The sequence below is a fragment of the Moritella sp. F3 genome (assembly GCF_015082335.1).
GTDB lineage: Bacteria > Pseudomonadota > Gammaproteobacteria > Enterobacterales > Moritellaceae > Moritella.
This window is the reverse complement of the sequence record NZ_BLRL01000001.1, coordinates 332,483-352,766: the sequence shown is the minus strand read 5'-3', so window position 1 is coordinate 352,766 and position 20,284 is coordinate 332,483. Positions and strand designations below refer to the sequence as shown.

Genomic DNA, 20,284 nt, shown 5'->3' with positions numbered 1-20,284 from the left:
CGCGCTAGCTGCTCTTCCTTATTATGGTCACCCTGAGATCTCTGTCACATTTCATTCCCCTGAACTTATCCAGCCCATTTTTGATTAACGTTTTGTTTCGTTGTGATTTTTTAATTAGTGATAATCACTACAATAAAACAAAACAAGCTGTCACATACCGTGTTACTATGATGTTATATCATAAACAGGGACGATTAATGAGCAACATAACCAGCAGCGCACTTGACGTGTATTTTGATGAACTACAGCGGTTTAGTCAGTTACTGTCTAAACAAGAAGAATATGACACAGCGATTGCTGCAGCAAATGGAGATAAGGCTGCACGAGATATGATGATCCAATCTAACCTTAGATTGGTGCTTATGGTGGCAAAGAAATATCAAAATTACTCGCTTGATTGGGACGAAATTATTCAAGAGGGTAATACAGGGTTAATGCATGCAGTTGATAAATTTGATCCTGAGAGGGGCTGTCGATTTTCAACCTATGCGGTTTGGTGGATAAGGAATAACATCGAGCAGTACATCATGAACCATTCTCGTACGATCCGGATCCCGATTCATGTTACCCGTGTTTATAAACAGATCCTCAAAGCCTCTTCTGAACTTGGACTTGATCTCGATACAAATGAGGGGATCACCAAGATCTCGCAAGAGTTAAAGATTTCACCGCGGAAAGTGTTGAATATCTTAGGCCATTACTTCAATGAAGGTTCATTGGATAAAGAGATCATCAGTGGTGATAATTTACTTGCGAGCTTAAAAGATTTAGTCGCCGCTGAAGCAAATTGTCAGCCGGATATCCGCTATGAAAAATGTGATTATTACGAATACATGGATGCGTTATTAGAATACTTACCTGTTCGTAGTCAGAATATTATTCGCTTGCGCTTTGGTTTTAAAGGCCAAGATCCAATGAGCTTAGAAGCGATAGCTAAGTTGATGGATATTTCGCGTGAACGAGTCAGACAGATTATTCGTAATGGTTTGAGCCAGGTGCGAGAGCAGTTATGTGCGAATGATTTGGTAAAAGAAGATTTTGATTTTGAAGCGGATTCTATCTGTACGACGAGTGTTTAAGTTAAACACAGTCATGTTAGTTAAGTATGCTACTCGCTAACATGACTGATTATTTATACGATTAAGACATCAGTTTAAGCTTTAAATGCCATGTTAAGTAAAGCTATTAACTTAGGTGGATCATTTTGAGTCTGTGTTATCTCGCCCAATGTTACTGCTTGCACTGGATTAATAGAAACAGTGATACTTTTCGGGTCGTTAATAAATTTAATGAACGATTCTGCCGCATTTTTTGTAACGCTTAGTTCAGCTTCACTTAATTCATTATTACCTTTGGCAAGATCGGCTGCTAATATTGCATTTATTTTATCCGTTATACGTTGTTTCAGCTCTTCTACACTTGTGCCTGTTGTTTGTGCTTCTTGTTTAATGAGGCGTTCAATAAACGACTTATCTGTATAAGTAAATTCAGCTGAATTTAACTGATAGTTCGGATAAGAGAATAACAGCGTTATTGGTTGTTTTGGGTCAAACTCGAAATTAGCAATATTTAATGAGTAATCGATTTTCCCCATATCTTCTGCGCTGAGCTTAAACTGCCAATCCATTACGTTATCCACGTAAGTATATTTAGTCGCTAGGCTGATGAGCATATTATCTTTGTAGCCAAGCTCTTGTAGCTGCATAGCTGTTTCTGGTTCAATGTCATCAATGCTGATTGAAATTCCGTTTAAGGCAAGATCTAACGCAGCAGGGAAGTCTGATGAAGTATCAAAGTTATTCACTGTGATTTCGTTAATCTTGATTGGACTTTCACTGCCATCAGCAGGGCTGAGTACCACATCATGTAATTGAATCTTTTGCGTGATAGGTTCAACACTTAAATCGCCATACTTAACATCAATCATTGGCTGCATTTCGATGATCTTGGCATCAATTTGAGTTGCTATTTGGTCTGTCATGTAAAACTTACCGCCAACATAGCTAGCTGCAAGACCGGCGATTATTACGCCTGATATTAATTTAATGTTCATGGTGTCACTTATTTGTTGGAATAGATGTGGTTAATAAATAATTATTACGGAACTGATTATGTATTGGATATCAAAGGATTGAAATAGTTCGGTGCATTTTAAAAAAAATTAAATATAAAAGTGTGGCTTTATCACTAAATTATGGACGTTTATAAGACAGTTCTCATTCTAAAGTTTGATGAAGGACTTCATTAATCAAAATTATTTACAGGACCTTATTTACAGATCTTGTGCAGGGATAAAATGATGCTTTATACTAGTCAATTAATTCCTTTATGTTGTTATCAAGCCTTTATGCCCACATCATTACCACTAATTTCTACTTTTCCTTGCTTGCTTATTATCCGCGGTATTCCCGGGTCGGGTAAATCGACTCTGGCGCAACACTATATGCAATCTATTCCTGATGCCGTGCACTGCGAGGCTGACCATTACTTCATTAATAGCCAGGGCGAGTATTGTTATGATGCGCGTAAAATAAAAAATGCGCATGAGTCTTGTCAGCGCAATATAAAAGAGGCGTTAGGCCAAGGAAAATCTGTGATTGTTAGTAATACCAGTATTCGTATGTGGGAATTAAAAGCGCTGTTAGACATTGCACTGAATTATGACGTCACCCCGTATATCATTCATTGCCGTGGAGAATTCACTAGCACGCATAATGTGCCTACCGATATTGTTGCGAGAATGGCGCTGAGTTATGAACCTCACCCAGATGAAAGGCGCTATATTCCAAGCTAAGGGCTTTAAATAGGAGTCATAACAAACCAAGGCTTATTATTAAATCCTGGTTTGCTATGAGAACGTACTCATTTGATTATTTGATTAATCAAGTAGGGTATTATTTTCAATTGTCACCATTGTACCGTCACCAGCTAAGAAGCTTGATATCTGGCTTTGTAATTCATCTGTAGCAATTTGATCTGCACCTAGTGTCGTCTTGTTATAGGCAATTGCCGAGCTATGCTCGCCGATGTTAACTAACGCCACTTTTTTGATTGTAGTATTATCGATGCTAATATTATCTAGCCCCAGTTGCTTGATTAGTGGCGTTGTACCTGCAATAGGTGAGAAAGGCGCTGCATTTTTATTGTCTGTGCTTTCCCCTGTGTTAGTCGTTACAATATTGGGGATGACCATATCACCTTTAACTTGAGCGAGGTAAATTGGTGTCAACGCATCGATATTTCGTGCCAGCGCAAATGGATCAACTGTTTCAAGCACTGTTTGAGCTGCAATTGCAAAGCTTTTGAATGTCTTGTCGATTGTAGCTTGAGCTCCTGGCGTATCTGCCGCCTTCTTGTAGAATTTGTTAAAACAGCCCATTTCGATAATACGACATGACCTACGTGCAAAGGCTTGGTAATCAGTACTTGCTCCCATCATTAAGCTATGTTTAAGCGTCCCCCCAAAGACTGCGGAATTGAGCAGCAAGTATGGAATGCTACCGCCAGGGTTGGCAAATACTGCTTTATCAATGGCGAAGCTATCATTACCTCGCATATTATTGCCTAAGATAGGGCGATCAATTGTTGCTTGCAAGCTAATGCCTGTTATGGCGCCAAGTGAATGTCCGAAGAAACTGACATGTTTTGTATCAAGAAGGTCAAATGCAGTGTTTTCTATGTTTGATGAGTTGCTCTCTTGCGCTGAACCTATCATCGCTATACCTGCACGTAAACCGAGTAGGTCAGCTACGGCTTGGCGCATGTTATCGCGACCAACAGAGAGATATTCAAAGTTCAAGAATACATCTGCAGTTGCAGGAGTTGTTACAATTTCATCATCAAGCGCACGCTCGCCATGCAGTGGTAAGTCAATGGCCAGTATTGCATAGCCCTTCGTTAGTGCGTCGGCAGAGGCTAAGATATTCTCTTTAATAGAAGTAATACCGTGTTGATAGATAACCACTGGCAATTTATTTTCAGCTGTAACAGGGTTTCCATATTTATCTAATGTGGGGGTAATTAATAAGAAATTAACGTCTTCAACGTCTTTCACTTGTGGCAATGGACTGTATTTAGTGATTAAACGTTCGCTATCAAGTTGTTTTCCATTAAGCATGAATGATTTGCCAACAAGTTTTAGCTGTTCGGCATGATCCGACATATTTTCAAGGTCAACTCCTGCTACATCTAGCTGTCTACCGAGCTCTAATTTTTCTGCCTCAGATCCTGAATCTAATACACCTGAAATAATAGCAAGGCTTGGCGTCGCACTTTGCCAGGGTGTTGTTTTCCATTTATCATCGACGAGCTCACGTTCAAGAAAAGAAGGTAGTTTAATCGAGCCTGTGTGAATTGTAATTTGGTTATTTAATTGGGCCTCAGTGTTTGAATCTATAATATTAACCCCCGTTGACTTTAACATCATAGATGCAATCGACTCTGGCGTTAACGCAGTTATCATTGGATTGTATAAACCTGTCAGATCTATATTGTTTGGATTCGCGGTGTTAGGTAGAAGTGAATCTTCTTCTAAAGGCCATATTTTATTTGCAGATCCTTGTTTATTTATTGATTCTAGGGTTAAGGCTGTCGCCAACTTTGTAAAATAAAGCGTTTCACCAGCAGAAGAGGTCGTAAACCAACTTGAGTAAATAATGTTTTCATAATCGGCTATGCCGTAAAAATCCAGTAAGGTTTCAGCTTGCCAAACTATTTTTTGTGGCACTTCTAAAGCGGTGCCAACTTGAGCTATTTGAGTATTTTTCAATGACGCATAGCTCTTTGACATGCCGAGTTTATCACCAGTGCTATCGACGAGTGTATCTGTGATCGCATAGATATAGTCACTGCCGTGTTCTAGGCTACCGTTAAGCGGTAATACGGTTAATGATGTACCGTTTGAAATCACCTCATAATCGACACCCGCCGTTAATATATCTACAGATGGGTCTTGGATAGTAAATATTTTCGCGCTTGATACTTTAACCTTGGCAATTTTAATGGCTGACTCTAATAACGTTGTATCTGTTGTGAGGGTAATGTCTGTCGGTAGACTAAGTTGAATGATGAAAGGCTGCGTTGGGCTCCAACCATCTGTGTTGCTCATCGCTACCGCTGGATCACTGTGGTCGGCGGGATCATCGCCAATACTGAGAGGCATATTTAGCGTGCCATCTGAGCTATCCATGAATAAATAAGTGGGTGTTGATACCGTTTTTTCCGCAGAGATTAAATCAAACGCGATACTTGATTGACGATTAAGGGAATCTTTAATGATGCTATCGGTATTATTGCTTAGATCTGTTTTATCATTTCCGCAGGCTGTTAATCCAAGTACGCTTGCTATCGTAATCGCCAGCATTGTTTTATTTGTCATTTATAATCCCGATTTTTGAATGTAGAAAATTAACTCTTCAGCGTTAACGAAGTGTTATATTTTTTTATTTGTAATAGTAAGTAAACAATCGACTGCTTAGGTGCTACCACCTTGGTGGTATGCTCTTCTATATGATTATGAATTGAAAGGATGTTTTCATTTATTTACAATTCATAACACTTTGTCATATAAAGGCTTGGGATTAAAATTTATGTGATGTTCGGTTCTGTTTTATACTGTGATAATCTTATTTTTGAGAGTGAACGTTGATGTATAAAGTGAGTTGGTATGAATCGTAACCGTGGTGGTATATTTATCGATGTCAGACGCTTGATATAACGTTAATTATCTCGATTTTGTCATATAACTGTCATAAAACTGAAATACAATAAGGGCGCGAAATTGGTATCGCATAACAGCTAGGAAAGGCAAAGTAATGAAGCAAGTATTTGAAGTATTTTGGCAGTTTTTTACATTGGGGTGGATCAGTTTTGGTGGCCCAGCTGCACATATTGGTTATTTCGAGAAAACATTCGTTCAAAAACTAAAGTGGATAGATAGCGAAAGCTATGCAAGATTAATTTCGTTAAGCCAATTTTTACCTGGTCCAGGTTCAAGTCAGATCGGTTTTGCAATCGGTTTACGTCGTGCGGGTGTTATCGGTGGTTTCACTGCCTTTATTGCGTTCACATTCCCTTCGGTATTATTGCTCTATATCTTAGCAACAACAGACGCAACACAAGATGCAGCATGGTTAGTGAGTATTACCCATGGACTGAAATTGTTAGCGGTTGTGGTCGTTGCAGATGCAACGCTGAATATGTACAAAGGTTTTTGTAAAGAACGTACGACAGTCACAATTTGTGTTGTAACTGCCGCTGTTCTATTACTTGTGCCTAGTTTATTAACACAAATGCTGGTGTTGATTGCTGCGGCAATTGTGGGTATGCAACTTAAAAAACCAGCTGAAACAACTTCTGTTGCGGCTGTCAAAGGTGGCGTTAATTACTTACCGCTCGCTATTTTCGCCGTATTGTTTGCTGGTCTACCGCTATTAACTAATTCACCTGCATGGTTAACTATCTTTGCTGACTTCTTCCAGTCGGGCAGCTTAGTGTTTGGTGGTGGTCATGTGGTATTACCTATGTTGCAACAAGCTTTAGGTGACGCGATTGATACTGACCGTTTCTTAATGGGTTATGCTGCGGCGCAGGCTGTTCCAGGTCCAATGTTCTCATTGTCTGCATTCTTAGGTGCTGATTTATTAGTTAATTCACCATTAATGGGTGCGCTAATTGCCACAGTTGCTATCTTTTTGCCTGGTTTCTTACTGGTATTAGGTTTCCATGGTGCTTGGGAGTCGTTAGCGGTTAAACCTAAAGTTTCGGGTGCTGTATGGGGTATTAATGCTGCGGTTGTTGGCTTGCTTATGTCAGCGCTTTACAGTCCGGTATTTACTTCTGCGATCATTAACCCTGTCGATATGGCTGCGGTGATTGTTGGTTTCTTTGCGCTACGTACATTGAAATTACCGATTATGGCTGTCGTTGCTAGCTTTATTGCATTTGGTTATGTGATGGGTATGTAATATAAACAAACCCAGTAATTTAAGGTAGCTATAACCCTATGATTACTGGGTTTTCACTTTGTTATAAACAAGATATACTTCCGCTATTAGAACCAAGTGACGGATTAAATAAAATGAAGGACTATTACCCAAAACGGATTGTCTGTCTAACAGAAGAAACCACCGAGATGCTGTATATACTGGGCGAAGAGTCCCGTATTGCTGGTATTTCAGGTTTCACTGTTCGTCCTCCACATGCGCGCCAAGCGCACCCGAAAGTATCTGCATTCACATCCGCCAAAATAGACAAGATCCTCGATTTAAAACCTGATTTGGTGCTCGGTTTTTCTGATATTCAAGCAGATATCGCTGGTGCATTAATCAAGCAGGGTATTGCAGTTCATATCTTTAATCAGCGCTCTGTTGATGAAGTCTTTAACATGATCATGATGTTAGCCAGTTTGGTTGGCGCTAGTGATAAAGCCGCTATTTGGTTAGCTGATATTGAAAGTAAGATTGAGCGTATTAAGTTAAATGCGACGAAATACAGTAAACGTCCAAAAGTCTACTTTGAACTCTGGAACGAGCCATTAATGTCTGGGATCCAATGGGTTTCAGAACTGATCGAGATAGCGGGTGGTGACGAATGTTTCCCTGACTTAGCCAAAGAATCATTAGCGAAAAACCGTATTATTGCAGATCCAAGTATCGTGGTTGATGCTAACCCGGATATTATTATTGGTTCGTGGTGTGGGCGTAAATTTAAACCTGAGCAGGTTACTAGTCGCGATGGCTGGGATGCGATAAGCGCAGTGAAAAACAAACAATTATTCGAAGTTAAATCAGCAAATATATTACAGCCGGGTCCAGCTGCCTTAACGGATGGTTTAGACCAACTTGTTGCAATTATTGAAGCTTGGCAACAGCAGGTCGCAAACGAGAATGTATAACGTGGATATTGAAAGTATGACGAAACCAGTTGTTGAAGAACAAATTGTAAAGATCGAAGAGAATACAGGATCAGTGGCACAAGGCTCATTGAAACCAGCAGAGCAAGTTGCGAAGCAATGTTCTGAGTGCAAAGCTGAATTTGGTTGTGGCGTCGTCGCAGCAAGCGAGCAGGGTGGTTGTTGGTGTGAGGATTTACCGGCTATTATGCCACTTGATACGCTGAGCGATTGCTTGTGTAAAACTTGTTTAGCTAAAGTCATTGGTGCTGAAATTTTGAAACAGCTAAATGCAGCTGGATCACCCAAAGCACGTCTTGCTCTTGCTGAACCGTTTCGTCATCAAAAAGAACTCGTTGAGAACATCGATTTTACTATCGAAGATGGTCGTTATGTTTTTAGTGAATGGTATCACTTAAAGCGTGCTCGCTGTTGTGGTAACGGTTGTCGTCATTGCGCTTATAAATAAGCGTCGAAAATAAGCGTCGAAAATAAGAGTCGTAAATATGGAAAAGCAAAAAACATTAATTTCATGGAGCACGGGTAAAGACGCTTCTTGGACTTGTTTGCAATTGGCGCAAGACCCAACAATCGAAATTGTCGGTATTTTTTGTTCGGTGAATGCCCAATATCAACGCACTGCAGTACATTCTGTACGTATTGAATTGTTGCAACGTCAGGCTGCTGCATTGAACTTGCCTTTGGATATCATTGAAATTCCTTATCCGTGTAGTAATGTTGAATATGAAGCGATTATGGATGCGTTTGTTGCAAAAGCGAAACTGCGTGACGTAGTTAATTTTGCGTATGGCGATTTGTTTTTAGCTGATATTAAAAACTACCGGGTTAATAACCTTGTTGGTACAGGGATTAATGCTATCTTCCCGTTGTGGGAGCTGGATACTCAACAATTGGCCGAAGATATGATTGCAGGTGGCCAGCAGGCGATAGTTACTTGCGTAGACCCACGTCGTTTGTCTGTTGATTATGTTGGTAAAGTGTTTGATAGCACGTTTATCGCGAGTCTACCTGAAGGTATTGATCCTTGCGGTGAGAATGGCGAATTCCATACCTTTGTATTTGATAGCCCGCTATTTTCAGACCCGATTGATATTAAAACTGGGGAGCTGAATAACGAAGGTCACTATACCTGGATAGATTTGGAACTGGTTGAATAGCAAAGTAAAAGCGCTTTAACGTTGCGCTTAGAATTAATTAAATAAAATAATAGTATCGCAGATCTTAAATTGAACGTTAGTGTCTGTTCGAATACAGACATGACCGTTATACTATTTTTAATTAATCCTTCATTAACTAAAGGGATTATTAACAACATCAGGGACGTAAATAATGAAAAAAATAATACTAATAGTAGTATTTGCAATGTTTGTCATTGCTGCGATAACAAGCATTGTGTCTACATCTTATATTTCGCATAAAGAAATAGATAAAATAATTCTAAAAAAATCCCAAGAGCAAGCCTCTTTACTCGCGACCAATGTTGAATATGTTCTCGAGAAATCATCACAACCCATTATTGATCTACAAAAATTAGTAACGGCTCTGAAAGTGCGTCCCGATATTTCTTATGCGATTGTGATTAATAAAGACGTTAAAGCAGTTGCGCACAGTGATAAAGAAAAAATCAACAAAGTTTATGATGACAGTTATAGCGTAGCAGGCGCAAGCCAAGGCGTTTCACAACATTCAAAATGGTATGCCGACGTACAACAAGTATGGGTTTACGACATAATGTCGCCGATCTACGTTAATGGTGAACTCTACGGTACTGTCGATATTGGTATTCCGATTACTGAAGTCAGTGAAGCCGCATCTGATATTCTAATTACTCAGCTCATTGCAATCTCGGGGATATTCCTCATTTGTATATGTGTACTTATTTGGTTGATGGGGCGTCTTTTCAAGCCGCTTTCAGGCCTACAATTAGCGTTGGAAGATATATCTAAAGGCGATGGTGACTTAACCGTAAGATTACCTGTAAAGGGTGATGATGAAATTGCGAATATCTCTAAAGCCTTTAACGCCTTTGCTGGTAATATTAATGAGATCATCACACAGGTAGTTAAAACGGGTTTGGATCTAGGACACTCTGCAACAGATGTTAGAGACCAGGCACTACGTTCTTTATCTCGTGGTGAAATGCAAAGTGAACAATCTTTATTGGTTGTAACCTCTATGAATGAAATGATCGCGACGATTAATGAGATATCTTCAAATGCATCAGGCGCTGCTGACGCCGCTAAAAATGTGAATAATGAAACTCAAGAGGGTAACAATGTATTGCAAGAGGCTGCTGGGACAATTCGCAATCTGTCTGAAGAAATTAACAGTACCTCTCTCGTCATTACTTCTTTAGCGGAACGAACGCAATCCATAGGCTCGATACTTGAAGTGATTAATGGTATTTCAGAACAAACGAACCTGCTTGCTTTAAATGCGGCCATTGAAGCCGCTCGTGCAGGTGAAGCTGGAAGAGGCTTTGCAGTCGTTGCTGATGAAGTGAGAACGTTAGCGACTAAAACGGCTCAATCGACAGGTGAAATTCAGAATATGATTGATCAATTGCAACGTGAAGCAAAAAGCGCTGTTGATGCGATGGGTTGCAGTAAGTCTTTAACAGTTGAAGGTTCAAAAGCCACTGAAGAAGCGCAGGAAGCACTGACTAGGATCTCAAATCAGGTTATCGCCATTCTTGATTTGAATACGCAAGTAGCCACGGCGACCGAAGAGCAATCTAGTGTATCTAATGAAATTAATATCAATATGGATACGGTGAATAACTCAATCGTTGAAGGGGCTGCTGCGAGTAAGGAATTAGAAGTGACGAGTCGAAATTTAACCGACCTTGCATACACTTTAGATCAACACGTGGGTTCGTTTAAAATATAGTCTTTATTTGAAATGTAAGCCCCTTGTAGATTCACTATCTAGTTAGGGGCTAACAACACCAGCCAGGCCGTTGAGCCTGTAAAGTAAATGATGTTTTATTCTACATCAGTTAACTCAAGCTTAAGCATCGATATCTTGTCATTTTATTATCGGATCCCGCTTCACTGAGATCTGATTTATAGTCCTCAATATCTTTCATAAAATCATCTATTTTATCTTGTATATCACCTCGAACGAGCTATGTTTAACATAGTGTTACCCGCCTTACGCATATCATGATATAAATATAAGTCATTGGATGGATAATGTAGTTTCGAATAAAGTGGTTGGCATACCAGTTCAGGTTTAACCATTAATTATATGAGAGCTAATATGAAATCAATACTAACTAAAATTGCACTAAGTATTTTAATTGCTTCACCAGTAATGGTAAATGCTAATCAGCAAACGCTAATACCTATAACAGCTGCAAACTATCCAACAGCCGAAACCCATCGCCAAATGGTGATAGCGCAAAACAATGCTGGTGGCATTAACCAGTTTCAACACAAAAATATGCTGACGCCAACTGACAATCAACCCGTCGTTCGAATGAACCGCGATACTTATTATTCAATGGCAGTTGTTAATGTATCTAAAGGTGCGACATACACTATCCCTGAAGTACCGGAAGGTATGTATGTTTCGGTGCAACCAGTAACAGAAGATCACAGAATACAAGCGATGACATATGGGGCCGGTACGTTCGAAATCACAACGCATAAAGGTGACTATGTATATTTGGTGGTCCGCCTAGATTCACGTTTAAATAAAGCACAAGTTACATCTATTCAAAATGGGATGAAAATAGACGCGGGTTCATCTGTACCTTTTACTGCCGATACGTTTGATTTCGATGCAATTGAAACTGTTGAGAATGCGTTAAAAGCAAAAATGCCTGCAATTAATACACGGGATGGTGCTACTGCGTTATACGGTATGTTTACCGACCCAACAGATAGTAGCAGTGCTGAATTTACAGAAGAAAAATATCAAGTTGGCGCTGCAATAGGCTGGGGTGGTGCGCAGACAAAAGACAACGTATATGAAGTATCAGGAAATTACCCTGCGGACACTTGTTACACGGCTAACTTTGATGATCCAAAGAATAAAGCATTTTGGTCTATCACTGTTTATGATAAAGCAGGCTTTATGTTTAATGACATCGCCAATGTGAATTCACACAACGCCACACAAAATGCAGATGGCAGTTACACTGTTTCATTTGGTTGTGGTGAAAAATCGATAAATAATATCGAGACTACCAATGAATCCGGCGTTTTCAACCTTGGTGTTCGTCATTACATGCCAAGTAATAAAGTACGTTCTGGCGAGATCCGAGTACTTCCTACTGTGACAAAATAGTGCTAATTTAGTAGGTCGGGCATATGCCATATTAGTGTGAGATAAATATTAATATGGCAATGATTTTCAACGTAGTTCATGCAGTACAAGTGGGTGTCCTTACAATGACAAATATGAAATGAAAAACAGTATCGAGTTTGAATTATCGAGAATCGATCTTAATTTAATCGTGTCCCTTAATGTGTTATTAAAGGAGCGTAATGTTTCACGCGCAGCTGAGCAAATGTGTGTATCCCAATCGGCTATGAGCCGCACACTGGCTAAGCTTCGCGACATGTTTAATGATGAACTATTTATAAGAACATCTAACGGTATTTCTCCGACCCCCAAAGCATCTGAATTAGAACTGCTTATTACGCCACTTTTAAGTGATCTCCACCGTTTATTAATACCAAAAGAGTTTGACCCTTTTGAAAGTGAGGCTGCGTTCAATTTGTCAGTGCCTACTTATATCTCATCTTTTTTAATGCCATGTTTAATCGGTGAGGTCATGAAGGTTGCGCCGACCGTCTCGGTAACAGAAGCAAATGTAAAGTCTAACCCATTCCCATTGCTTGATGCTGGTGAACTGGATTTTGCGATGCATTATGCGCAAGAGAGTCACCCCAAATATTTCTCTGAACATCTTGGGCATATTTATCCGATCGTTTATGCACGTAAAGAGCACCCGCTTTTTGATGGTGAGGTAATAACGATTGAATCGCTGTTGTCGTATCCATTTATAAGCATGAATGTAGAAGAGAGCCAGAGTAATGCTTTTACTTCTCCAATTCACAAATTACTTGAGCTGTCTCAAAAGTTTAAAAAGCCAGTATTGAGAAGTAGCCAAACACAGATATTACTCGACGTAGCGGGTTCTTCAGATGCCTTGCTGTTTGGCTCTAACCTTCATGTTGATTATTTTCAATCTTCGTCGCAGTTACTTCCTATATATTCATTTGAAAATGAAGCTGAATATCATATCGATCTATTTTTAATTCAGCATGAAAGAAATAGGAATAATAGTACCCACAAATGGTTTAAAAGCTTGATGCTAAACCAGTTAAGAGAACTGCTAACGCCAAATGCAATGGAGTGAGCAAATTAATATACTCACTGCTCAAGCATTTTGGGTACTGTTAATTCATCATTGCCTTTAACTTTTTTATTCTAAATCAGCTAACTCAAGCTTAAGCATCGATATTTTGTCATTTTCTTTTTCAATCTTACGTTTATATTTTTCAACTTTATCCATTCGATTATTGGATAGCGCTTCACTGAGGTCTGATTGATGGTCCTCAATATCTTCCATCGCATCATCTATTTTATCTTGTATATCATCACGTAAGCCATCGGTTGTGCAATATTCAGTAGTATATTTTAACGCTTTATTTAAGCCATCAATCCTATATTGATTGTTATCAGATTTAGCCATCGACAGTTGGTTATTAATCTCACAAATCTTTTTATCACATGCTTTTAGCGCACTGCAATCAGAAGCTAACGCATTTGTGGATATACCGAGTAGTACACACAGGGCTAGTTTAAAGCTAGTTTTCATAAAATATCTCTCAATTATTATGGCACGAGTTTACCAAGGTAAAATGAACTGAACATGAATAAGGTGCACGCCAAAGCCGTGCGGGCTGTCGTATCAGCATGTAGAAAATCGTATTGGTGTATTCCTTGCCATCGCGTATTGAGGCGTAATCGTGGGCCAGCTTACTCGTTTTATGTTTTTGGTATTGCCAATGGCAGGTCATTGATCATTAACCAATGATCAATGCCAGGTACAGTGACTAAAATTAATAACTCGCCACTTTTTGCTTTTTTTAGCTGCAATGTATATGAACTCAAATCTTTTAATTTTATTTTTTCAACGTCCATATACTTCGGCACACTCGGACAGCGATGGCAAACAAAGCGACAGACGCTGTGTACTTCACAAGTTGCTGCTTCTTTAATATCGTTTATTAAATCTTTTTCGCATAAATGCTTAAAATTCAGAACCCTTGTGTGTAGTGATTTATCCACGATCATTCCCTCATCATGTTAAAAACAACTAAGAATATATTCGCTTACCTGTATTTAAAGAAAATAGTCTTAGATACATGTTTATTATAGTACCACTAAGTGGTTATTTCTATACTGAGCTTTACGCTACTTTAAATTACTAAACTGGACAAAATACCGCGCTCAACTAAGCTTAATTCGAATACAAAAGAAGTGAAGGGAAAATATACTATGAGTCGAGGTACAGTTAAGTGGTTTAATGCAGACAAAGGTTTTGGCTTTATCACCCCTGATGAAGGCGGTAATGATTTGTTTGTACACCATTCTGAAATTCAAACATCAGGTTATGCCACATTAGAAGATGGCCAAAAAGTTGAATTTGAAGTAGGTAGCGGTCAGAAAGGGCCATGCGCTACTAATGTAACCGCTATTTAAGCTCGCTATTACTCGCAGCCGACTAGCTATTAGTTAAAAGGATTAATTGCCACTATGGGATTAATCCTTTTTATTATCGGCTTGTATTACAGGTTGTATTACAGGTTGTATTATAGATTTGTATTAAGCTCTTAATAAAGTGGCACAACGCGTGCGGTGCTGCCTTGCTGGTTGATTTGCACCTGTTGATCGACTCTAAAGATCATGTTCGGATCAACTTCTTGAACGACAGAAATAATCTTCCCCGAATCGAGTTTAATCGTTAAATTAACACCGTGACGTTTAGTTATATTTTGCGCTGCTTTATTACCAGCTACGCCACCTAGGATAGCTCCGCCGATAGCGGCAATATCAGATCCTGAACCGCCTCCGACTTTAGACCCTAATATACCGCCTACAGCACCCCCTGCAATTGTACCCACAGCGCTGCTGCCTTTATCACCCTCTATATTGACAGGCTTAGCACTGAGCACCACACCATAATTCACCGTCTGTACTTTTCGGGTGTCTGCCACATCGTAACTATCGCCATAAGGATTGCTTGAACAGCCAATATTGATGGTATTTATGAACAACAAAGGTAAGAGTAGATAATATGTTTTCATCATTTTGCCTATTTACAGTTATCGTATCTGCACCTTTATACTGCTAGATACGACCTGTTTGCCACTAATACGATATTGAGGTAATACTATTAAGTTTAGTTAAAAAGTCCTGTCAGAAAATGTTTATTGTCAAAAAACATGCTATTAACGCACAGATTTTCCGTCTATGTGAAAGAAATACACATAAGTTTCAAATATCTCTACGTTAAGGCGCTATATCAACTAGAAACCTAGGCCAATTATGGGCTATAATGCGGCGCTTAAATTGCACACGTTTGTAAAAATTAACAAAAACTGGGATTCAGAGACTTATGGCAGTATTAACAATTCTTACGGCACCAAACAAAAAATTAGAGATACCAGCTGAACAAGTAACGGATGTAAGTACAGTTCAAACATTGATCAATGACATGCTTGATACTATGTACAAAACAGACGACGGTATTGGTCTTGCTTCAACGCAAGTTGGTCGTAAAGAAGCCGTTGTTGTTATTGATATTTCAGAGGGTCGTGATGAACCTATGGTATTAATCAACCCAGTTGTTGTTGAAGGTGAGAACATCGAATCGGGTCAAGAAGGGTGTTTATCTATTCCTGGCTACTATGCTGATGTTGCACGTTATACAAAAGTGAAAGTAACAGCATTGGATCGTGAAGGCAACGCAGTTGAGATTAATGACGATGGCTTCTTAGCGATTGCAATGCAACACGAGATTGATCATCTTAAAGGTACGCTTTTTATTGATTATCTATCGCCGTTGAAAAAGAAAATGGCATTAAAAAAAGTTAAAAAAACAATCAAAGAAATGGACTAATAAGGTCTGAGAAAGACTGAAGGAGCTAAGTTAAGTGAAAGGAAAAATTATATCGTACATTTCTGCAAAGAAGTTTGGTTTTATTTGTGGCGATGATGGCGAGAGTTATTTCTTACATGTGTCGAGCTTGCTCGATAAAGCCAATGAATCTAAATTGGTGAAGGATGTGGTTGTTGAGTTCGAACCAACAGAAACACCAAAAGGCCTTGCTGCAAAACAAGTACACGTACCGGATGTTAACTTTAAAAAACAGTTAGTTGCTTTTTTTACAGCGAAAAGCAACCAACCAAGATACGGGCATGTTGTTGCAAGACATACACTAAGCACACGTTTCTTTAAAGATCAAAACGAAGGTCGTAGCCACATTAAACAGTTGGCGGCAGACATAGGTTGTAATGCTATTTTAAATACAAATGTGGAAAAAGTTACCTTTTCTGAAGGTGGCGAAGATTTCACAATGCATTCATTTAGTGGTGACTTTGCATTAGTTACAGAAGATGTTCCGTGTAATATCGATACGGAATGTGCAGAATCTGTCGCAATCATTGAAGCCAAGGTTACAGCCGTAGCAGGTCAGTTTCAGCGTGTAAATAATACTGAAATTAAAGCGAAAGCAAAACAATTACGTAAATCTAATCCACGACTAATCGTCGCTGGTGTAGTGATTGTCGGTGCGCTGTTCGCATTATCTACATTATCTCTGTAATACCATCATATCACCTGTTTGTGTGACGCTATTATTATACAAAGGGTAGTGAATTTGATGTGTCAATGACATGATTTAAATATCAAGCGGTGGTATTGAGGTGACTCGATATCACCGTTTTTTTATGTGTGTTAATTACAATAAAGTGTGATGTATCTGGTGTATTTTGTATTTACTGCTGAACGTTCTACCTCATTGTTGTAATATAACCACAATATTATTGCTCGTAATTTCCTGAGGTTGTATGTATAAATTAATCGCGTTAGATATGGATGGTACTTTACTTAATTCTGAAGGTGCTATTTCTCCACGAAACAAGCAAGCTATCCTTGCTGCTATCGCAAAAGGTACACGTGTTGTACTTGCTTCAGGTCGTCCGTTAGAGGGCATGAACTGGGCTCTGGAAGAGTTAGGCTTGACTGGTGAAGAGGATTACGTTGCTTGTTACAATGGCAGTTTAGTATACCAAGTCGCAGATAAGCAATTATTACGCAGCCAGACAGTGATGGGCGTTGATGCTAAAAGATTAGCTGAATTAGCTGGAAAACTGGATGTTCATGTTCATGCATTTTCATTAAAAGCTGGACTTATCACACCGAAACATAATTACTATACCGATCATGAAGCGAAAATTAATGGTCTGGCTATCACTGAAGTGGATTTTAGTACCTTAAGTGATGATGAACAGATCTTAAAAGTGATGATGATCGATGAACCGGAAAAATTATCTGCTGCGATTGCGCAATTACCAACAGATATCTATCAGCAATATAATATCTTACAAAGTGCGCCGTTTTTCTTAGAATTTTTACATAACGATAGCCACAAAGGTATCGGTGTGAAAGCAATTGCCGATCAGTTTGGTATTAACGCAGACGAAGTGATTTGTATGGGTGATGCCGGTAACGATAAGCAAATGCTAGAATATGCTGGTTTGGGTGTCGCAATGGACAATGCCAGTGATGACATTAAAGCTATCGCAAACCATATTACTGCCCATCATAATGATGATGGCGTAGCTCTTGTTATTGAAGAGTTTGTGTTAAACAAATAGCACTGAAATAACGGTCGATAAGCTGACTAATAGCTAACGAGCGATAGGCTTGTTAGCGAAAATAAGTCGAGTATACCGAGCTCTGCTAAAGTAACTGGGTCATGTTAAAGTAACTGGCCCATTTTCGATTACTAAATACGTATTTAGCCTTTAATTTCTTCAAACTTCTCTATGATCGCGTCTTTATTTTCAAAAAGATCGCCAAGCTTTTCTTGTACTTGCTCAAAGCCATCACTCTCAACAATGCTATTAATTTCGTCGGTATAGTTAATGCCAAGGTAAATCCCAAAACCGATTAACGCGATTGCTATAATTTTAAACATAATAATTCCATTTCAGTGATTAATTGATTCTTATCTATCATATAATAGCAGCATTAAACTCTATAATGAAAGGCCGTAATGGCAAACTTTAATACACACTTGAATGTAGCAGCGCTATTAACAGGGTTATCTTCTGCTAGTTTAGTTGCGGCTGGGCATGTTGACCTTAATACCGCTGTATGGCTTTGGTTCTTAGGCACAATGGGTGGTTTGCTGCCGGATATTGATTCTGATAATTCGACCTCACTGGATACCATTTTTAATCTGTTTTCTTTTGCGATCATTCTGATCATCATGCGCTACATCATTGATGAGGACATCGGGGACTTGAGCTTTCTAAAGGTTATAGGCATTCCGGTCTTGACTTATGTGGTGATGAAGTATGGGTTAAGGACTCTGTTTGAACGTTTGACAATTCATCGAGGCAGCTGCCATTCGTTATTGTTTCTCGTCTTGTGTGGACTAATGACGACACAGCTCATCGCCAACGTTGATGGTATCGATTCAAATAAGGCGGATAGTCTTGCTTGGCTGTCAGGCGGCTTTGTATTTCTAGGTGGCTTGATTCATTTGTTGTTGGATGAAATATACAGTGTCGACTTGCGTAATATCAGAATAAAACGGTCATTTGGCACAGCACTGAAGTTAGTGGATTTGGACAGTAAGTTGTTGATGCTGGCGATGATGATTGCGGTAGGGATCTTGTGGAACACGACACCAGAGATTCAGCACACGCTAGATATGCTCGGTGATTGGTCTCACTTTATCTGGTTTAGCTCTGCCTCGTCGAGTGAATATATTGAGCTCGTTATGGTTAACGTGCTCAATATGATCGTCGATAAGACGGGTTTAATATAACCTAATAGCAAATAGGCCTATCTTAATTCTTCAAAGCGATAAGTCTTGCGGGTAATACCTGTCGCTTTCTTGTCGCGTGTGACTGCTACTTTCTGCTTGCCACGTAATACATCGTATGTGATCACGCCATCAACGAACGCATCTTGACGTCTTTTTCTCGCATCAAGATCAACTGTTTTTTTGTTTACTCGGCAGCTGTATTCCCACTTATCTTTGTTCTTGTTTTTAAGTGATAATAAAACTTTAGGACCCTGTAAGCCAACAGCGTTGATTGCTTTTGGCGATTTGTTTAGCGTTAACGCTAACGCAGCTTTACAGATCCCGTTATCGGTCATACGGGCAGCGGCTACATCAACACTGTATGATGCTGAACTAGCAAGTACAACAGCTGATAAAATAAACCCTGAAACTTTCATTAGATACTCACTTTTTGTTGATAATCGCGATATTGGTAGATGTTATCTTTAATTGGATAACGATTCTTGGCTACATAGTAAGTACAACAGATCGAACTTTCAATCATGGAATAGCTAATTCGTGCAGGTTATATAAACGACTGTATTATGGTATTAAATGATACTGAAAAACGAATTATATATGACGGTATAAAGTATTGTATGGGTGTTTTATAGCATGAGCGGCTTGACTGAGTTGGGTAGGATGGGGCGCGCAGGTCGAGGAAAACGATTAGAGAGGAATAAGTGCTTAACAGATAAGCTAAGCACTTCATTTATTGTGTTAATCGAACGGCTGAATTAAAGCTTTTCGATTTCTACAACTGATTGAGTGAAATCATTTAGTTCAAGTTCAGCACATTCGCCTTCTGATTCCCAGTTTAGACCAACGATAACGTTATCTTCGTTTAGATCTTCAATCCAAAATTCAAGTAAGTCAGATACAGAGATAGCGGTTGGTTTGAAGTCTTTCCATTCTTCACAGCAATGTACTTTTGCAAGTTCTTCTGAAGACCAAAGTGGCATAGCATCTGTGTTTTCGAAGTTAACTGAATCACATACAACCCAATCTTCACCTGTTTTGTCTTGTAAGCCCCAAACTTGTTGGTTAGGTTTAACGTCAGCAAAGAATTTAGTTATTATTGGATTTGTTTCTGTCATGAGATTCTCTTTGTATTTAAAATAATAATGTTGAAATAACAGTACTCCGGGCATTATACGGATAACAGTGCAAATAGTCAGTAAATATACTTAACGATGGCAATTACTCAGTTGAAATGGCGCGTGCATGATTTCTCGGCATTTTGGGTTGATTTGCGACATGATTAGGTTTTATT

General features: G+C 39.1%; 22 protein-coding genes. 14 read left to right on the top strand and 8 right to left on the bottom strand.

Annotation, left to right across the window (positions count from 1 at the left end; genetic code table 11):
• Positions 1–197 precede the first annotated feature (197 nt).
• Entirely contained in the window at positions 198–1,079 is an 882-nt protein-coding gene (locus JFU56_RS01560) for an RNA polymerase sigma factor RpoD/SigA (protein WP_198435527.1), read from the top strand.
• Positions 1,080–1,153: 74 nt separating this feature from the next.
• On the opposite strand, the gene JFU56_RS01555 is transcribed toward JFU56_RS01560, so the two are convergent.
• A complete protein-coding gene (locus JFU56_RS01555; protein WP_198435526.1) occupies positions 1,154–2,053 on the bottom strand; it encodes a hypothetical protein in 900 nt (299 codons plus the stop codon).
• 243 nt (positions 2,054–2,296) lie between these two features.
• Between JFU56_RS01555 and JFU56_RS01550 the strand changes: the two genes are divergently transcribed.
• On the top strand, positions 2,297–2,794 hold the full coding sequence (locus tag JFU56_RS01550; protein ID WP_242065794.1) for an AAA family ATPase: 498 nt from the start codon (positions 2,297–2,299) through the stop codon (positions 2,792–2,794).
• 84 nt (positions 2,795–2,878) lie between these two features.
• Here JFU56_RS01550 and JFU56_RS01545 read toward each other — a convergent pair whose 3' ends face one another.
• Positions 2,879–5,377, bottom strand: a complete 2,499-nt coding sequence (locus JFU56_RS01545) for a VolA/Pla-1 family phospholipase (protein WP_198435525.1) — start codon at positions 5,375–5,377, stop codon at positions 2,879–2,881.
• A gap of 436 nt (positions 5,378–5,813) precedes the next feature.
• Between JFU56_RS01545 and chrA the strand changes: the two genes are divergently transcribed.
• From chrA to JFU56_RS01510, 7 genes are all read left to right on the top strand, one after another.
• Positions 5,814–6,965 carry a chromate efflux transporter gene (chrA, locus tag JFU56_RS01540; RefSeq protein WP_198435524.1) on the top strand — a complete coding sequence of 384 codons (1,152 nt, stop codon included), beginning with the start codon at positions 5,814–5,816 and terminating at the stop codon, positions 6,963–6,965.
• Between the two features lie 113 nt (positions 6,966–7,078).
• Entirely contained in the window at positions 7,079–7,894 is an 816-nt protein-coding gene (locus JFU56_RS01535; RefSeq protein WP_198435523.1) for a cobalamin-binding protein, read from the top strand.
• Positions 7,895–7,910: 16 nt separating this feature from the next.
• A complete protein-coding gene (locus JFU56_RS01530) occupies positions 7,911–8,360 on the top strand; it encodes a DUF5522 domain-containing protein (RefSeq protein WP_242065793.1) in 450 nt (149 codons plus the stop codon).
• A gap of 37 nt (positions 8,361–8,397) precedes the next feature.
• Positions 8,398–9,069, top strand: a complete 672-nt coding sequence (locus JFU56_RS01525; protein WP_198435521.1) for an ATP-binding protein — start codon at positions 8,398–8,400, stop codon at positions 9,067–9,069.
• A gap of 172 nt (positions 9,070–9,241) precedes the next feature.
• Positions 9,242–10,801: a methyl-accepting chemotaxis protein gene (locus tag JFU56_RS01520; protein WP_198435520.1), complete on the top strand. Its 1,560-nt coding sequence runs from the start codon at positions 9,242–9,244 to the stop codon at positions 10,799–10,801.
• A 372-nt stretch (positions 10,802–11,173) separates the two neighbouring features.
• On the top strand, positions 11,174–12,205 hold the full coding sequence (locus JFU56_RS01515) for a DUF1214 domain-containing protein (RefSeq protein WP_198435519.1): 1,032 nt from the start codon (positions 11,174–11,176) through the stop codon (positions 12,203–12,205).
• A 118-nt stretch (positions 12,206–12,323) separates the two neighbouring features.
• Positions 12,324–13,283 (top strand): LysR family transcriptional regulator, encoded by a 960-nt coding sequence (locus tag JFU56_RS01510; RefSeq protein ID WP_198435518.1) that lies wholly within the window; start codon positions 12,324–12,326, stop codon positions 13,281–13,283.
• 66 nt (positions 13,284–13,349) lie between these two features.
• Here JFU56_RS01510 and JFU56_RS01505 read toward each other — a convergent pair whose 3' ends face one another.
• Both JFU56_RS01505 and JFU56_RS01495 read right to left on the bottom strand, forming a co-directional pair.
• The gene (locus JFU56_RS01505) at positions 13,350–13,745 is read right to left on the bottom strand and encodes a DUF1090 domain-containing protein (RefSeq protein ID WP_198435517.1); all 396 of its coding nucleotides are present in this window, start codon (positions 13,743–13,745) and stop codon (positions 13,350–13,352) included.
• Between the two features lie 170 nt (positions 13,746–13,915).
• A complete protein-coding gene (locus JFU56_RS01495; protein WP_198435515.1) occupies positions 13,916–14,218 on the bottom strand; it encodes a hypothetical protein in 303 nt (100 codons plus the stop codon).
• A gap of 210 nt (positions 14,219–14,428) precedes the next feature.
• Between JFU56_RS01495 and JFU56_RS01490 the strand changes: the two genes are divergently transcribed.
• On the top strand, positions 14,429–14,632 hold the full coding sequence (locus tag JFU56_RS01490; protein WP_006033612.1) for a cold-shock protein: 204 nt from the start codon (positions 14,429–14,431) through the stop codon (positions 14,630–14,632).
• A 131-nt stretch (positions 14,633–14,763) separates the two neighbouring features.
• Here JFU56_RS01490 and JFU56_RS01485 read toward each other — a convergent pair whose 3' ends face one another.
• Positions 14,764–15,237, bottom strand: a complete 474-nt coding sequence (locus JFU56_RS01485) for a glycine zipper 2TM domain-containing protein (RefSeq protein ID WP_198435514.1) — start codon at positions 15,235–15,237, stop codon at positions 14,764–14,766.
• Positions 15,238–15,548: 311 nt separating this feature from the next.
• On the opposite strand from JFU56_RS01485, the gene def reads away from it, so the two are divergent.
• The 3 genes from def (at position 15,549) to JFU56_RS01470 (ending at position 17,812) form a co-directional block, all read left to right on the top strand.
• Entirely contained in the window at positions 15,549–16,052 is a 504-nt protein-coding gene (gene def / locus JFU56_RS01480) for a peptide deformylase (RefSeq protein WP_198435513.1), read from the top strand.
• A 34-nt stretch (positions 16,053–16,086) separates the two neighbouring features.
• Positions 16,087–16,758: a cold-shock protein gene (locus JFU56_RS01475; protein ID WP_198435512.1), complete on the top strand. Its 672-nt coding sequence runs from the start codon at positions 16,087–16,089 to the stop codon at positions 16,756–16,758.
• A gap of 244 nt (positions 16,759–17,002) precedes the next feature.
• On the top strand, positions 17,003–17,812 hold the full coding sequence (locus tag JFU56_RS01470; RefSeq protein ID WP_198435511.1) for a Cof-type HAD-IIB family hydrolase: 810 nt from the start codon (positions 17,003–17,005) through the stop codon (positions 17,810–17,812).
• A 143-nt stretch (positions 17,813–17,955) separates the two neighbouring features.
• Here the strand turns inward: JFU56_RS01470 and JFU56_RS01465 are convergent, their stop codons facing one another.
• Positions 17,956–18,135, bottom strand: coding sequence for a hypothetical protein (locus JFU56_RS01465; RefSeq protein WP_198435510.1), 180 nt, complete (start codon positions 18,133–18,135; stop codon positions 17,956–17,958).
• A gap of 78 nt (positions 18,136–18,213) precedes the next feature.
• Between JFU56_RS01465 and JFU56_RS01460 the strand changes: the two genes are divergently transcribed.
• On the top strand, positions 18,214–18,993 hold the full coding sequence (locus JFU56_RS01460; protein WP_242065792.1) for a metal-dependent hydrolase: 780 nt from the start codon (positions 18,214–18,216) through the stop codon (positions 18,991–18,993).
• Between the two features lie 17 nt (positions 18,994–19,010).
• Here JFU56_RS01460 and JFU56_RS01455 read toward each other — a convergent pair whose 3' ends face one another.
• Both JFU56_RS01455 and JFU56_RS01450 read right to left on the bottom strand, forming a co-directional pair.
• A complete protein-coding gene (locus JFU56_RS01455; protein WP_198435509.1) occupies positions 19,011–19,409 on the bottom strand; it encodes a hypothetical protein in 399 nt (132 codons plus the stop codon).
• Between the two features lie 339 nt (positions 19,410–19,748).
• Positions 19,749–20,108 carry a DUF2750 domain-containing protein gene (locus tag JFU56_RS01450; protein ID WP_198435508.1) on the bottom strand — a complete coding sequence of 120 codons (360 nt, stop codon included), beginning with the start codon at positions 20,106–20,108 and terminating at the stop codon, positions 19,749–19,751.
• Between the last annotated feature and the right edge of the window lie 176 nt (positions 20,109–20,284).